This window comes from Rathayibacter sp. AY2B7, assembly GCF_002931635.1.
In the GTDB taxonomy this organism is placed as follows: domain Bacteria; phylum Actinomycetota; class Actinomycetes; order Actinomycetales; family Microbacteriaceae; genus Rathayibacter.
Genome location: NZ_PSUC01000053.1, coordinates 8,751 through 22,806, shown reverse-complemented (window position 1 = coordinate 22,806; position 14,056 = coordinate 8,751). Strand labels below are relative to the sequence as shown.

Here is a 14,056-nt window from a genome sequence, read left to right as displayed (position 1 = left end):
TTCTCGCGGATCGCGGCCGAGACGACGGCCGCGGTGTTCGTCACCACGGTGCTGGTCGTCGAGGTCCCGCAGCTCTGGCTCGCGCTCCTGCTGGCGGTCGCCGGGCGGGCGGGCGGCCTGGCCGCGGCGCTCGGCGCGGTTCGCGAACTCCCGGGCCTGCTCGCGCTCGAAGTGCTGCGCCTGCTTCTGCTGGTCGTACTCGGTGTACGCGTCCACGATGCGGCCGACCAGGCTGTGGCGCACCACGTCCTCGCTGGTCAGGCGCGAGAAGTGGATGTCGTCGATGCCGTCGAGCACACGCGTCACGAGGCGGAGTCCGCTCGCGCCGGTCGGCAGGTCGACCTGGGTGATGTCGCCGGTGACGACCATCTTGGAGCCGAAGCCGAGGCGGGTGAGGAACATCTTCATCTGCTCGGGCGTCGTGTTCTGCGCCTCGTCGAGCACGACGAACGAGTTGTTGAGCGTGCGCCCGCGCATGTAGGCGAGCGGTGCGACCTCGATCGTGCCGGCCGCGAGCAGCTTCGGGACGATCTCGGGGTCCATCATCTCGTTCAGCGCGTCGTAGAGCGGGCGCAGGTACGGGTCGATCTTGTCGGTGAGCGAGCCGGGCAGGTAGCCCAGCCGCTCCCCCGCCTCGACCGCCGGGCGGGTCAGGATGATCCGCTCGACCTCCTTGCGCTGCAGCGACTGCACGGCCTTCGCCATCGCCAGGTAGGTCTTGCCGGTTCCGGCCGGGCCGATGCCGAAGACGATGGTGTTCTGATCGACCGCGTCGACGTACTCGCGCTGCCCGAGCGTCTTGGGCCTCACGCTCCGTCCGCGTGCCGTGAGGATGGCCTGGCCGAACGCCTCGGCCGGGCTCACCGGCCCGCCGTTCTGCAGGATGCGGGCGGACTCGCGCACGCCCTCCGGGTCGAGATCGTGCCCGCTCGCGGTCATGCGCACCAGTTCTTCCACCAGGCGCGTCGCCGCGGCGACGGGCTCGCGCTCGCCGTCGAGCGTCACCTCGTTGCCGCGCACGTGCACCCGGACATCGGGGAATCGTCCTTCGACCGCTCGGATGAGGCGGTCCTGGGGTCCGAGGAGGCGCACCATCGCGACTCCGTCGACGGCGACGACGCGCCGCGTCGTCTCGGACGCGTCCGCGCCGGGGGCGGGACGCTCGTCGGGGCTCGCGCCCGTGTTCTCAACCGGTGGCAAGGGAGCCTTCCGTCTGGTGGCCGCCCAGGACGTGGGCGTGCACGTGGAACACGGTCTGGCCCGCCTCTTCGCCGGAGTTGAAGACGAGGCGGAACTGACCGTTGCTGTGGGCGTCGGCGAGCGACTGGGCGACCTGCACCATCTCGGCGAGCAGGGCGGGATCGGCGGCGGCGAGGGCGGCGACCGTGGCGTGCTCCTGGGTCTTCGGGAAGACGAGGAGGTGGACGGGCGCCTTCGGCTCGATGTCGGTGATCGCGAGGATGCGCTCGTTCTCGAACACCACATCGGCCGGGATCTCGCCCTGGACGATGCGCGTGAAGACGGTGGGTTCGCTCATGCACCCATCTTAAACGGGGCCCGTGCGCGACGGGTGCCGCGTTCGCCCACGGCACCCTGCTCCGGCGCGCCGAGGAGGCTGTGGAGGAGCGTCACCAGCGGCCCAGGCGGGCCGAGAGGACGGCGATGGCAGCGGGACCTGCGGTCGAGGTGCGCAGGACGGAGTCGCCGAGCGCGACGGCCTCGGCGCCCGCCTCCGCGAGCAGCCGCAGCTCCTCCGGAGCGATGCCGCCCTCGGGCCCGACGACGAGCACCAGGTCGCGTCCGTCCGGGACCACCTGGGAGAGCCGCGCCTGCGCCGAGGGCTCGAGGACCAGCACGCGGGACGTCGCGGCGCGCGCGACGAGACCGCGCACCTGCTCGAGCGGCGCGACCTCGGGCACTCGGGGGCGCAGCGACTGCTTGCTCGCCTCGCGCACGATGGCGCGCCAGCGCTCGCGCCCCTTCTCCTCCTTCGGGCCGGACCACCGCGAGATCGACCGCGCGGCCTGCCACGGGACGACCTCGTCCACCCCGAGCTCGGTCGCCGCCTGCACGGCGAGCTCGTCCCGGTCGCCCTTCGCGAGGGCCTGCACGAGGACCAGGCGCGGGGACGGTACCGGGGACTCCTGCACCGACTCCACGACGAGCACCACTCGCGTCGGCTCCGCGCTCTCGACGACCGCGGTCGCGACGAGTCCGCGCCCGTCACCGACCCGGACGCTCTCGCCCGCGCGGATCCGGCTGACGGTCGCGGCGTGCCGTGCCTCCGCGCCGGTGAGCGCGAGCCGGCCCCCGACGACGAAGCCCTCGGAGTTCAGCGACTCATCGATGTAGTGGTGCGCCACGGGCTCAGCCCAGGAAGCGGTCGCGGAGCTTCGAGAAGAGGCCCTGCTGGAAGTGGGTCAGCGCGGGCTTCTGCGGCTTGTAGTGCTTCGCGAGCTCCTGGACCAGCTCCCGCTCGCGGTGGCCCAGCTTCGTCGGGGTGACGACCTGGATGCCGATGCGGAGGTCGCCGCGTCCGCTGCCCCGCAGGCGCGTGACTCCGCGTCCCTTGATCGTGACGATCTCGGTGCTCTGCGTGCCCGGCTTGATCTCGATCTCGATGTCGCCGTCGAGCGCCTTGAGCGACGCCGTGGAGCCGAGGATCGCGTCCGTCATCTGCACCTCGAGGGTGCAGAGCAGGTCGTCGCCGTTGCGGCTGAAGACGTCGTGGTGCTTGACCTTGATCTCGAGGTACAGGTCGCCGTTGGGGCCGCCGGCCGGGCCGACCTCGCCGCTGCCGGGCATCTGCAGGCGCAGGCCCGTGTCGACTCCCGCGGGGACGTCGACGGGGATGGTGCGGCGGGCGCGGACGCGTCCCTGGCCCTGGCAGGTGGAGCAGGGGGTCGCGATGACGGTGCCGTAGCCGCGGCAGGTGCCGCAGGGGCTCGCCGTCATCACGTTGCCCAGGAGCGAGCGGACCGTGCGCTGGATCTGGCCGGAGCCGTGGCAGATGTCGCAGGTCACCGGCGAGGTGCCGGGCTGGCAGCACGAGCCCTGGCACGTCTCGCAGAGCACCGCCGTGTCGACCTCGAGGTCGCGGTGGGTGCCGAAGATGACCTCGTCGAGCGAGACCTCCACGCGCAGCAGGGCGTCCTGGCCGCGCTCGCGGCGGGAGCGCGGCCCGCGGGACGAGCCCTGCGCGCCCTGCCCGAAGAAGGTCTCGAAGATGTCGCCGAACCCGCCGAAGCCCTGGCCGCCGCCGCCGAAGCCCTCCTGGGGCCCGCGGTCGTACTGCGCCCGCTGCTGGGCGTCGCTCAGGACGTCGTAGGCGTGCGTGACGAGCTTGAAGCGCTCGGAGGCGTCCGCGCTCGGGTTGACGTCGGGGTGCAGCTCGCGGGCGAGTCGGCGGTACGCCTTCTTGATCTCGTCGGCGGAGGCGTCGCGGTCGACGCCCAGCACTTCGTAGTGATCGGCCACAGGTGGCTTCGTCCTTCGTTCGTGGGTCGGTGGGCCGGGCACGGCGCACCGGGGGGATCCGGCGGGGGCCGGGAGGTCGGGCCTACTCCTCGCCGAGGAGGCGGGAGAGGTAGCGGGCGACGGCGCGCACCGCGGTGATGTTGCCGGAGTAGTCCATCCGGATCGGGCCGAGCACGCCCAGGCGCGAGACCTGGCCGCCCGCGGTGTTGTACCCGCTCGTGAGCACCGAGGTCTCCTGCAGCCCGAACGGCGCGTTCTCGCGGCCGATGCGCACCGAGATGCCCCGGGGGTCCGGGGTCATCTCGGCGAAGAGGCGCAGCAGCTCCACCTGCTCCTCGATCGCCTCGAGCACGGGGTAGATGCTGCCCGAGAAGTCCTCCTCGGTGCGGACGAGGTTGGCGGCACCGGCCATGACCAGGCGGTCCTGCCGGTTGGCGCCGACCTGCTCGAGCAGGGTCTGCACGATCGGCGTCAGCACGTGGCGCCGCTCGGGGCTGAAGCGCTCCGCGACGGAGCCGAGCGTCTCGGCCGCCTGCTGAAGCCCGAGGCCCAGCACGGCCGTGTTCAGCTTCGCGCGGATCTCGCCGAGGAGCGCGTCGTCCACGTCCTCCGGGGTCTCGAGCACGCGCTGGTCGACCCTGCCGGTGTCGGTGATCAGCACCGACAGGAGGCGGCGGGGAGCGAGGGCGACGAGCTCCACGTGGCGCAGCCGCGCGGCTCCGAACGACGGGTACTGCACGAGCGCGACGCTGTTGGTGAGCTGCGAGAGCAGGCGGACGGTCTTGACCAGCACCTCGTCGAGGTCCGGGCTCTGCCCGAGGAACGTCTCGATCGCCTGGCGCTGCGCGGAGGTGAGCGGGCGCAGGTCGGCGAGCTGGTCGACGAAGAGGCGGTAGCCCTTGTCGGTCGGCACGCGGCCGGACGAGGTGTGCGGAGCCGCGATCAGCTCCTCCTCCTCCAGCTGGGCCATCTCGTTGCGGATGGTGGCGGCCGAGACGCCGAACGCGTGGCGCTCGACGATCGACTTGGAGCCCACCGGCTCCCGGTTCGCCACGTAGTCCTGCACGATCACGCGCAGGACCTGGAGACCGCGCTCCGTGACCATACGACCGACCTCCCGCCGGACTCCGAGTGCCCGCGGGCACGACCGTCTGCGGCGCTGACGCCGCGCGGAGCCTGGCACTCCGCAACTCTGAGTGCCAATCATAACCGGGAGGCGGACCGCCCGGCGGGGTTGCGCCGGGATCGGCCGGGGTGCACTCCTGCAGGGCCGCGGGGAGGAGCCCCGTCATCCCCGAGGAGGAGGTCCCGCGCGGCCCGGTGCGGAGGGAACCGCCGCATGCCACGATGGACGCCGAGCGCACGGGGGACGCCCGTCGCCGCCGCCGGAACGGAGACCATCATGTCGGCCACCCCTCCCCCGCCCCCCGTCTACGGGACCCCGGCTCCGCCGTTGAACCCGGCGGACGAGAAGACCTGGGCGATCGTCACGCACGTGACCGGCATCTTCTTCAGCTTCCTGCCCTCGCTGATCGTCTTCCTGGTCTTCAAGGGGCGCGGACCGTTCCTCGAGGCGCACGCCAAGACGGCCCTCAACTTCCACCTGACGACGCTGATCGCCTACGTCGCCGGGACGATCCTGTCCTTCGTCCTCGTCGGCTTCATCGTGTTCCTGGTCGTGCCGATCCTGGTGATCGTCTTCGCGATCATCGCCTCGGTGCGCGCCAGCGCGGGCGAGTACTACACGTACCCGCTCAGCATCCCGTTCTTCAAGTAGCCGCGGCACCGAGGCGGCCGGGCATCGGCCGCCTCGGGATCCGGCCTCAGCCGTCGGTGAGGCGGCGCACGACCGCGTCGGCCAGCAGACGGCCGCGCAGGGTCAGCACGATCCGGCCGCCGAGCGCCGCCCGGCCGTCGACGAGGCCGTCGGCGATGAGCCCCGCCACCTCGCTGCGCCGAGCGGCGTCGATCGCGTCGATGGGCAGCCCGTCCGCCAGGCGCGAGCGCAGCAGCACGTCCTCCACACGCCGCGTACCCGCGTCGAGCGTCTCCCGCCCGGCAGCGGGCGAGGCCCCGGTGCTCAGCCGGTCGGCGTAGGCCGCCGGGTGCTTCACGTTCCACCAGCGCACGCCTCCGACATGGCTGTGCGCGCCGGGACCGACGCCCCACCAGTCGTGGCCGAGCCAGTACGAGAGGTTGTGCCGGGAGCGGTGGGCGTCGTCGCGCGCCCAGTTGCTGACCTCGTACCAGGAGTACCCGGCAGCGGTCAGGCGCGCGTCGGCGAGCTCGTACATGTCGGCGGTGAGGTCGTCGTCCGGGGTCGCGACCTCGCCGCGGCGGATCTGCCGGGCGAGCTTCGTGCCGTCCTCCACGATCAGGGCGTAGGCCGAGAGGTGGTCCGGCCGGTTGGCGAGCGCGGAGTCGAGCGACCGCTCCCAGTCCGCGAGGGACTCCCCCGGCGTGCCGTAGATGAGGTCGAGGCTGACCTGCAGGCCGGCCTCCCGCGCCCACTCGACCACGAGCGGGACCCGCTCCGGGTCGTGGGTGCGCTCGAGCGTGGCGAGGACGTGCGGCACGGCCGACTGCATCCCGAAGCTGACGCGGGTGAAGCCCGCCTCGGCCAGCGCGCGGAGGTAGGCGGCGTCGACGGAGTCCGGGTTCGCCTCGGTGGTGATCTCGGCGTCAGGCGCGACCCCGAAGTGAGTGCGGAGGCCGCCCAGCATCCGCACCAGGTCGCCGGCGGGCAGGAGGGTGGGCGTCCCGCCGCCGAAGAAGACCGTGCGGGCGGGGCGCCGGGGCAGGCCCGCGCGCTCGAGCACGTCGGCGCCGAGAGCCATCTCGGTGATCGCCTCGTCGGCGTAGTCCTGCTGCTTCGCCCCGCGGAGCTCGGTCGCCGTGTAGGTGTTGAAGTCGCAGTACCCGCAGCGGACCCGGCAGAACGGCACGTGCACGTAGAGGCCGAGGTCCCGCTGCTCCACGCCGTCGACGACGGACGCGGGCAGTCCGCCGTCGAGCGGAGCAGGATCGGCGATCGGGAGGGCGCTCCCCACGTCAGCTGACGCGCGCCGGCAGCAGCGCGCGCAGGTACTTGGCGACCTGGCGCTTCTGCACGGCGCGCAACACCGGCGCGCCCAGGCGGTAGAGACGGGTGGAGGGTCGCGAGAAGACCCGGATGACGAGCCAGACCGAGTCGTCCGCGCGCTTCTCGACGACGAAGGACTCCTCGCCGCTCTCGGGGTGGCCCTCGAGGGTGCCGTAGGCGAAGCCGACCTGGTCGGGCTCGTCGACGACGTAGACCACGCGGACCGGGGCGTCGAAGACGCGGCCGAGCAGGGTCACGCGGAGCACGGCGGTCACGCCGGCGGTGATGTAGGGGGTGCCGTCGGGAGCGAAGTGCTCCTCCGTCGGCCGGCTGACGAGGTCGATCGGGGTGCCGGAGGCGTCGAAGTTGACGCCGGTGTACTGCACGCCGCTCCCGCTGGTGATGTCGGTCACCTCGATGCCGCTGCCGCGCTGCACGCCCCAGGTCATCAGGGAGGCGGTGGTGATGGCGAAGCGCTCGTCGCCCGAGCCGAGACGGGCCTCGAAGCGCTCGGCCGTGAAGCCGTCCGGCGGGTACTCGAGCAGGTCGGGTGCCAGAGTGCCGCCGACGGCCGCATAGGTGACCTGCGGCTGGCCCTCGAAGTTGGAGCGGCGGATGCTCACGTCCCGACCTTCTTCCCGGACTCCTCGAGCGCGGCGCGCGTCGAGTCCGCGTGCCGGGTGGTGCTGTCCATCCGACCCAGCGTATCCGACCGTCGGCGTCCCGAGCCGGGAACGACGGAGGGCCCTCCCCCGCCGGAGCGGGAGGAGGGCCCTCGTCGTGGTGCGGGTCGGGTCAGCTGCAGGGAGTCAGCTTCTGGACGGCCGGCGACAGGGTGCCGGTGCCGCCGAGGAGGACGACGCGCGTCGCTCCGCCGGCCTTGATGTCCTGCAGCACCTTGACCGGCACGCAGGTCGGGGGCACGGCGAAGAGGGGGCTCCCCGTGCGCCCGGCGGCCGCGGCTCCGGCCAGGGCGTCGGGGAAGTTCTCCCCGGTGGCCAGGAACACGGTCTTCGACCCGCGGGGGAAGGCCGCCCGGTTGAGCTGCTCCGAGGTGTCGTAGCGGTCGACCCCGCCGATGCGGGTGACGAGCGGTCCGGCCGGCACCGTGAGGGAGTTCTGGATGCCGGCGCTGACCGACAGCTCGGATCCCGCGATGGTGAGCACCGGAGGCCGGAGCCGCGTCAGGATCCCGACAGTGGTCGGGTCGGCCGCCGGGAGGCCGCCGTTCACGAGGACGACGGGGGCGGAGTTCTTGCCCGCGGCGGCGGTGGCGCTGAGCGCGTCGGGGAACTTCTCGCCGGTCGCGAGCCAGGCCCCCTTCGGCGAGGTGCCGAAGGCGCTCTCGATGATCTTCCGCGACGTGTCGTAGCGGTCGGTGCCTCCGAGGCGGAAGACCCTCCCGTTCGCGTACTGGCCGAGGTCGGTGGCGAGGGCGTCGCTGACGCTGAGGTCGGAGCCGACGACGACGATCCGCTGGGGCTTGAGACGGGTGAGCTCGTCGCGCACGACCTGGCTCACCGAGTCGCGGTCGACCAGGAGGAGCGGGCCGCCCTGCTTCGCGGCGGCGGGACCGGCGCTGAGCGCGTCGGGGAAGTTCGCGCCGGTGGCGATGTAGACGACGGGGACGCCGGGGGTGTCGAAAGTCGCCTTCGAGATCTCGACGGCGGTGCCCTGGCGGTCGGTGCCCGCGAGGCGGACGACCTCCGGGCCGGTGCCCGGCGTCGGCGTCGGGGTGGTGGTCGACGGGACGACGCGCAGCGGCGCGCGCACGATGACACCGGTGCCGGAAGGCTGCTCCCCGCCGCGGCTGAGTCCCTTCACCTCGACCGACGGGGCGCCGAGCGGCGTCGTGTCGCTGAAGGTGAGGTAGCGGTCGAAGAACTCCTGGGTCGGGCGGATCGCGATGCCCCGTCCGCCCTCGACGACCGTGGGGGCGGCCTTCAGGCGGCCACCGTCCTCCGTTCCGACCGTGGCGCTGAGGCCCGCGAGGTCGAAGAAGCCGGGGACACCGGAGTCGAGGACGATGACGTCGCCCGCGCCGGCCTCGGTGACAGTGCCGCCGCCGGCCCAGAATTCGCCGCCGGCGCGCTCGGAGGAGGTGGACGTCGACAGGTCGAGGTCGGCCTCCGCGGACCCGCTCGCAGCAGTCACCTGGAGGTCGGCGGAGAGGGCGAGGACGAAGCCGGTCCGGTCGACGCCGGCCGGAGCGTACGCGTCGTCCGCCTCGTCCTCGGCGCCGTTCAGGAGGAGCGAGAGCGAGGTGCCGCCGAAGGAGCCGGCGGCGCGTCCGATCGGGATCTGGATCGAGTTGGTGGCGGTGTCGACGACGGATTCGCCGCTCTCGAGGTCCGTCGCGGTGCTCCCCAGCTGCCACGTCACGACCCGGTAGCCGGGGTGCGACCACTCGGTGAAGGTGTCGGGAGCGGTGGAGTCGGGCAGCTCGACGGTCAGCGTGGTCGCGTCTGCGGCCACCGGAAGCGGCACGTCGGTGCCGAACCGGGCGCTGTCCGACCAGAAGTAGGGCGCGGGCGCGACCGGGATCACCTTGTTCGCTGCCGAGGCCGGTCCCGCCGCCACCAGCGATCCCGCTGCGACGGCCGCGATGCTCGCGAGCGCCGCCCCCGTCCTGATCCAGCGCTTCCTCGTGCTCGTAGGCACCACGGACTACCACCCTTCGTCATGGTGGAGGACCGGTCGTCGACGCTGCAGCCCCCCGTGCGGATCGGTCTCGATCCACGGCCGCGTCCTGGCGTCCGAAAGCTATCGGTCCGCTGCGAGGCGCCGCAATCCCCGCGGACACGATGTCCCGGACGGGGGGTGCGTCACCCGTCCGGGAGGGGGGACGGGCGCCGGCGACGGGGCTCGCGCTACTTCTTGTCCTTGGTCTCGACGTCACCCGAGAGCGCGGCGATGAACGCCTCCTGGGGGACCTCGACGCGGCCGACCATCTTCATCCGCTTCTTGCCCTCCTTCTGCTTCTCGAGGAGCTTGCGCTTGCGGGTGATGTCGCCGCCGTAGCACTTGGCGAGGACGTCCTTGCGCATCGCGCTGATCGACTCGCGGGCGATGATCCGGGCGCCGATGGCGGCCTGGATCGGCACCTCGAACTGCTGACGCGGGATCAGCTTGCGCAGGCGCCCCGTCATCAGCACGCCGTAGGCGTAGGCCTTCTCCCGGTGCACGATCGCGCTGAACGCGTCGACCTGCTCGCCCTGCAGCAGGATGTCGACCTTCACGAGGTCGGCCTCCTGCGAGCCGGCGGGCTCGTAGTCGAGCGAGGCGTAGCCGGCGGTCTTGGACTTGAGGTTGTCGAAGAAGTCGAAGACGATCTCGCCGAGGGGCATGTGGTAGCGGATCTCGACCCGGTCCTCGCCCAGGTACTCCATGCCGATCAGGGTCCCGCGGCGGCTCTGGCAGAGCTCCATGATCGTGCCGACGTAGTCCTTCGGCGCGAGGATCGCGGCCTTGACGATCGGCTCCGTGACGGCGGCGATCTTCCCGACGGGGAACTCGCTCGGGTTCGTGACGGTGACGGTCTTCTTGTCCTCCGTCGAGACCTCGTAGATGACCGAGGGCGCCGTCGTGATGAGGTCGAGACCGAACTCGCGCTGCAGGCGCTCGGTGATGATCTCGAGGTGCAGGAGGCCGAGGAAGCCGCAGCGGAAGCCGAAGCCGAGCGCCACCGACGTCTCGGGCTCGTAGACGAGCGCCGCGTCCGAGAGCTTGAGCTTGTCGAGGGCCTCGCGCAGGTCCGGGTAGTCGCTGCCGTCGATCGGGTACAGGCCCGAGAAGACCATCGGGAGCGGCTCGGTGTAGCCGGGCAGCGCCTGCGTCGCGGGCTTGGACGCCGTGGTGACGGTGTCGCCGACCTTCGACTGGCGCACGTCCTTCACACCGGTGATCAGGTAGCCCACCTCGCCGACCGCGAGACCCTGCGTCGCGACGGGCTCGGGGCTCGACACGCCGATCTCGAGGATCTCGTGCGTGGCGCGGGTCGACATCATCTGGATCTTCTCGCGCGGCGAGAGCTTGCCGTCGATCATCCGGACGTAGGTGACGACCCCGCGGTAGGCGTCGTACACGGAGTCGAAGATCATGGCGCGCGCAGGGGCGGAGGGATCGCCGACGGGCGGCGGGATGAGCTCGGTGACGCGGTCGAGCAGCGCCTCGACGCCCATGCCGGTCTTGCCGGAGACGCGGAGGACGTCGTCCGGGTCGCCGCCGATCAGGCTCGCGAGCTCCTTCGCGTACTTCTCGGGATCCGCGGCCGGCAGGTCGATCTTGTTCAGGACCGGGATGATCGTGAGGTCGTTCTCGAGCGCGAGGTAGAGGTTCGCGAGCGTCTGGGCCTCGATGCCCTGCGCCGCGTCGACCAGGAGGATCGCGCCCTCGCAGGCCGCCAGCGAGCGACTGACCTCGTAGGAGAAGTCGACGTGCCCCGGAGTGTCGATCATGTTCAGGGCGAACGTGCGCCCGTCGCGCTCCCACGGCATCCGCACGGCCTGCGACTTGATCGTGATGCCGCGCTCGCGCTCGATGTCCATGCGGTCGAGGTACTGCGCGCGCATCGCCCGGTCCTCGACGACACCCGTGATGCCGAGCATCCGGTCGGCGAGGGTGGACTTGCCGTGGTCGATGTGGGCGATGATGCAGAAGTTGCGGATGGACGCCGGATCGGTCGCGGCGGGCTCGAGCCCGGAGTGTGCACGTGGAGACATCGTGGGACCAGTGTCCCATGCCCGGCGGCGGAGGCCGGGACCGGCGGCTACAGATCGAGTCCGTAGGTGCGGGTGGGCTCGACGCCGGGCGGGTTCTCCCGCTCGCCGAGGCGGACGAAGCCCATGCTCTCGTAGAGGGCGTGCGCGGTGGTCATCAGCGTGCCGCTGTTCATCACGACCCGCTGGAGGCCCCGCTCGGCGGCGAGCATCACGACGAACTCCGTGAGCAGCCGCCCGAGACCCCGCCCACGTGCCTCCGGGGCGACGGCGAGCAGCCGCCAGTCCAGCTCGCCGGGGCGGCCGAGCTCGTAGAGGTTCGCGCCCGGGCGCGCAGTGGTGACCGTGGCGAGGATGCGCCCGTCGCCCTCGACGGCGACCCAGACCTCCCCCTCGACGTCGTGCCGGGCGACCGCGGCGACGTCGGCGGCGTACTCCTCCCCCAGCTCGTAGTCGTGGGCGTAGGCGGCGAGCCGCAGGCGCGAGACCTCGTCGTACTCCTGGGCCCGGACGCGCCGGACCAGCACCTCGGCGGCGCTCATCCGCGCACCGGGGCCGGGAGGGCGCGCAGCCCGTGCTCGAGCGCGGCGGGATCCGCGGCGAGGCAGACGCGGATCCAGCCCTCGCCGGTGCGGCCGAAGGCGCTGCCGGGCGCGACGGCGACGAGGGTCTCGAGGAGGAAGGACTCGACCCACGAGGCGACGTCCCCGCCGGTCGCGTGCGCCATGTCGATCCACAGGTAGAACGCGCCCTCGGGCTCGCGGTAGGCGATCCCCCGCTCGTCGAGCACGCCCGTCGCGAGCCGCAGGTTGGCGAGGTAGTGGTCGGAGGCGGCGGCCACCGCGTCCTGCGGCCCGGTCAGAGCGGCGAGGGCGGCGCGCTGGTCCGGAGTGGCGACGCAGCTGATCGCCGCCTCCTGCACCGTGACCATGATCGACGTGAAGCCGGGAGGCGTCACGAGGTAGCCGACGCGGACGCCGGTCATCGCGTAGGTCTTCGAGAAGGAGAAGACGCTGAGGACGCGGTCGGCGTCGTCCCCGCGCTCCTGCGCGATCGCCGCGAGGCTCACGTGCGGGCGCCCGTAGGTGAAGTACTCGTAGACCTCGTCGCTGAGCACCCACAGGTCGTGGCGCCGGGCGATGTCGAGCAGGCGCTCGAGGACCTCCCTCGGGAACACCACGCCGAGCGGGTTGGACGGGCTGTTGACGATCAGGACGCGGGTCCGGTCCGTGATCAGGCGCTCGACCTCCTCGGGATCGGGGAGGAAGGCGTTCTCGGCGCGCAGCGTGTACGGCACGGGCACAGCGCCGATGGTCCGCGCGTTGGTCGTGAAGACGGTGTAGCCCGGGTCGGGGATGAGCACCTCGTCGCCGGGCCCGAGCAGGAGCGTCATCGCCTGGTGCAGCGCCTGCGTGGCGCCGACGGTCACCCAGACCTGCTCGACGTCCGCCTCGATGCCGTTGTCGCGCGCCAGCTTCTCCACGATGGCGCGCCGGAGCTCGGGGACTCCGCCGTTGGGCCCGTAGCGGGTGTCGTCGGCCGCCCACGCCGCCCGGGCCGCCTCGATGATGTGCGGCGCGGTCGGCACGTCGGGCTCGCCCACCGCGAGGAGGGTGACTCCGTCGAGCCGCAGCGCGATCTCGAACAGGTGGCGGATGCCCGAGGGCGGCACCGCGGAGAGGTGATCGGCGAGACGGGGCACCGGCGTCACGTTACCGGCGGGCCCGGACCGCGAGACGCCACGGCGGTCCGCCTCCCCCGGCGTGTCGCCCCGGCGGCCCCGACCCGGACGGCGCCGCACCCGCGGGCGCGGCGCGGTTGAAGGGTGACGACGGGTGCGCTAAAGTTCCTTGTTGGCTTGCGCTCCCCCTCCGGACACCCGGCAGGCGTGGAGTGATCAGAAGCCGGCGACCTCCAGTCGCACCGCAGGGCGTTCAGACGCCCGCGGAAGGGGCACTCCGTCGAGTAGCCGGCTGCACACACGCACATCCGAGAAGAAGGTAATCCACGTGGCAAACATCAAGTCGCAGATCAAGCGCAACCTCACCAACAAGAAGGCGAACGAGCGCAACAAGGCCGTCAAGAGCGAGCTGAAGACCGCCATCCGCTCGGTCCACACCGCCATCGCCGCCGGCGACACCGAGAAGGCCGGCACCGCCCTCGCCTTCGCCGCCAAGAAGCTCGACAAGGCCGCCAGCAAGGGCGTCATCCACAAGAACCAGGCCGCGAACCGCAAGTCGGCCATCGCGAAGCAGGTCGCCGCGCTGTAGTACTGCGCGAAGCTGCAACGACGAAGGGTCCGGCCTCTGGCCGGGCCCTTCGTCGTTGCAGCTTCGCGGTCGACGGGCTCCTCGTGCCTCGTCGCCCGTCGCGCAGTCGGCTTCCGCGCTTGGTTGCGGTGGGAGGAGCGGGTTTCGTTCCGGGTACGACGATCCGCTGACACGCGGATCGCCGGTGACCCGTACCGTTCTCGACGGGCTCCTCGTTCCTCGTCGCCCGTCACGCAGTCGGCTTCCAGGGGTGGTCGCGGTGGGAGGAGCAGGGAGCGTTCCGGGTACGACGATCCGCTGACACGCGGATCGCCGGTAACCCTGCGAGGGCATCGTCCGGCTCTCGATCGGCTGCGGCCCGGTCCGCTACCGCGGAGGGTCGCGGGGGGAGGAGCGGAGAGCGTTTCGGGGTACGACGATCCGCTGACACGCGGATCGCCGGTGACCCGTACCGTTCTCGACGGGCTCCTCGTTCCTCGTCGCCCGTCACGCAGTCGGCTTCCAGGGGT

13 protein-coding genes are annotated in these 14,056 nt (G+C 72.0%); 2 read left to right on the top strand and 11 right to left on the bottom strand.

Going from position 1 to position 14,056, the window contains the following annotated elements; translation table 11 throughout:
* The 5 genes from C5C27_RS10215 to hrcA all read right to left on the bottom strand — a co-directional run.
* Positions 1-1,095 (bottom strand): PhoH family protein (locus C5C27_RS10215; protein ID WP_104251192.1); only part of this gene is annotated, 1,095 nt, incomplete at its 3' end.
* A 91-nt stretch (positions 1,096-1,186) separates the two neighbouring features.
* Positions 1,187-1,537, bottom strand: coding sequence for an HIT domain-containing protein (locus tag C5C27_RS10210; protein WP_104225201.1), 351 nt, complete (start codon positions 1,535-1,537; stop codon positions 1,187-1,189).
* Positions 1,538-1,628: 91 nt separating this feature from the next.
* Complete coding sequence (locus C5C27_RS10205) at positions 1,629-2,363, bottom strand: 16S rRNA (uracil(1498)-N(3))-methyltransferase (RefSeq protein WP_104314308.1); 735 nt, start codon at positions 2,361-2,363, stop codon at positions 1,629-1,631.
* Positions 2,364-2,367: 4 nt separating this feature from the next.
* Complete coding sequence (gene dnaJ, locus C5C27_RS10200) at positions 2,368-3,477, bottom strand: molecular chaperone DnaJ (RefSeq protein WP_104225203.1); 1,110 nt, start codon at positions 3,475-3,477, stop codon at positions 2,368-2,370.
* A gap of 82 nt (positions 3,478-3,559) precedes the next feature.
* Positions 3,560-4,582, bottom strand: coding sequence for a heat-inducible transcriptional repressor HrcA (hrcA, locus tag C5C27_RS10195; RefSeq protein WP_104223131.1), 1,023 nt, complete (start codon positions 4,580-4,582; stop codon positions 3,560-3,562).
* A 297-nt stretch (positions 4,583-4,879) separates the two neighbouring features.
* Between hrcA and C5C27_RS10190 the strand changes: the two genes are divergently transcribed.
* Positions 4,880-5,254, top strand: coding sequence for a DUF4870 domain-containing protein (locus C5C27_RS10190; RefSeq protein ID WP_104223130.1), 375 nt, complete (start codon positions 4,880-4,882; stop codon positions 5,252-5,254).
* Positions 5,255-5,300: 46 nt separating this feature from the next.
* Here C5C27_RS10190 and hemW read toward each other — a convergent pair whose 3' ends face one another.
* The 6 genes from hemW to C5C27_RS10160 all read right to left on the bottom strand — a co-directional run bounded on the left by hemW (position 5,301) and on the right by C5C27_RS10160 (position 12,979).
* Positions 5,301-6,527 (bottom strand): radical SAM family heme chaperone HemW, encoded by a 1,227-nt coding sequence (gene hemW, locus C5C27_RS10185; RefSeq protein ID WP_104314307.1) that lies wholly within the window; start codon positions 6,525-6,527, stop codon positions 5,301-5,303.
* Between the two features lies 1 nt (position 6,528).
* Entirely contained in the window at positions 6,529-7,182 is a 654-nt protein-coding gene (locus C5C27_RS10180; RefSeq protein ID WP_258066598.1) for a DUF1990 family protein, read from the bottom strand.
* 172 nt (positions 7,183-7,354) lie between these two features.
* On the bottom strand, positions 7,355-9,220 hold the full coding sequence (locus C5C27_RS10175; RefSeq protein WP_219813158.1) for a cell wall-binding repeat-containing protein: 1,866 nt from the start codon (positions 9,218-9,220) through the stop codon (positions 7,355-7,357).
* A gap of 209 nt (positions 9,221-9,429) precedes the next feature.
* Positions 9,430-11,280, bottom strand: a complete 1,851-nt coding sequence (gene lepA / locus C5C27_RS10170; RefSeq protein ID WP_104223127.1) for a translation elongation factor 4 — start codon at positions 11,278-11,280, stop codon at positions 9,430-9,432.
* Positions 11,281-11,327: 47 nt separating this feature from the next.
* Positions 11,328-11,819 carry a GNAT family N-acetyltransferase gene (locus C5C27_RS10165; protein ID WP_104223126.1) on the bottom strand — a complete coding sequence of 164 codons (492 nt, stop codon included), beginning with the start codon at positions 11,817-11,819 and terminating at the stop codon, positions 11,328-11,330.
* Positions 11,816-12,979, bottom strand: coding sequence for a pyridoxal phosphate-dependent aminotransferase (locus C5C27_RS10160; protein ID WP_104248213.1), 1,164 nt, complete (start codon positions 12,977-12,979; stop codon positions 11,816-11,818). Before C5C27_RS10160 ends, C5C27_RS10165 begins: the two co-directional genes overlap by 4 nt.
* Positions 12,980-13,286: 307 nt before the next feature.
* Between C5C27_RS10160 and rpsT the strand changes: the two genes are divergently transcribed.
* The gene (rpsT, locus tag C5C27_RS10155) at positions 13,287-13,547 is read left to right on the top strand and encodes a 30S ribosomal protein S20 (RefSeq protein ID WP_097165711.1); all 261 of its coding nucleotides are present in this window, start codon (positions 13,287-13,289) and stop codon (positions 13,545-13,547) included.
* Positions 13,548-14,056: the final 509 nt, after the last annotated feature.

What these genes read in the sequence shown, in the direction of transcription:
- C5C27_RS10190 (WP_104223130.1), top strand. Translation starts at nt 4,880, where the DNA reads ATGTCGGCCACCCCTCCCCCGCCCCCCGTCTACGGGACCCCGGCTCCG.
- C5C27_RS10165 (WP_104223126.1), bottom strand. Translation starts at nt 11,819, where the DNA reads ATGAGCGCCGCCGAGGTGCTGGTCCGGCGCGTCCGGGCCCAGGAGTAC.
- hrcA (WP_104223131.1), bottom strand. Translation starts at nt 4,582, where the DNA reads ATGGTCACGGAGCGCGGTCTCCAGGTCCTGCGCGTGATCGTGCAGGAC.
- lepA (WP_104223127.1), bottom strand. Translation starts at nt 11,280, where the DNA reads ATGTCTCCACGTGCACACTCCGGGCTCGAGCCCGCCGCGACCGATCCG.
- C5C27_RS10210 (WP_104225201.1), bottom strand. Translation starts at nt 1,537, where the DNA reads ATGAGCGAACCCACCGTCTTCACGCGCATCGTCCAGGGCGAGATCCCG.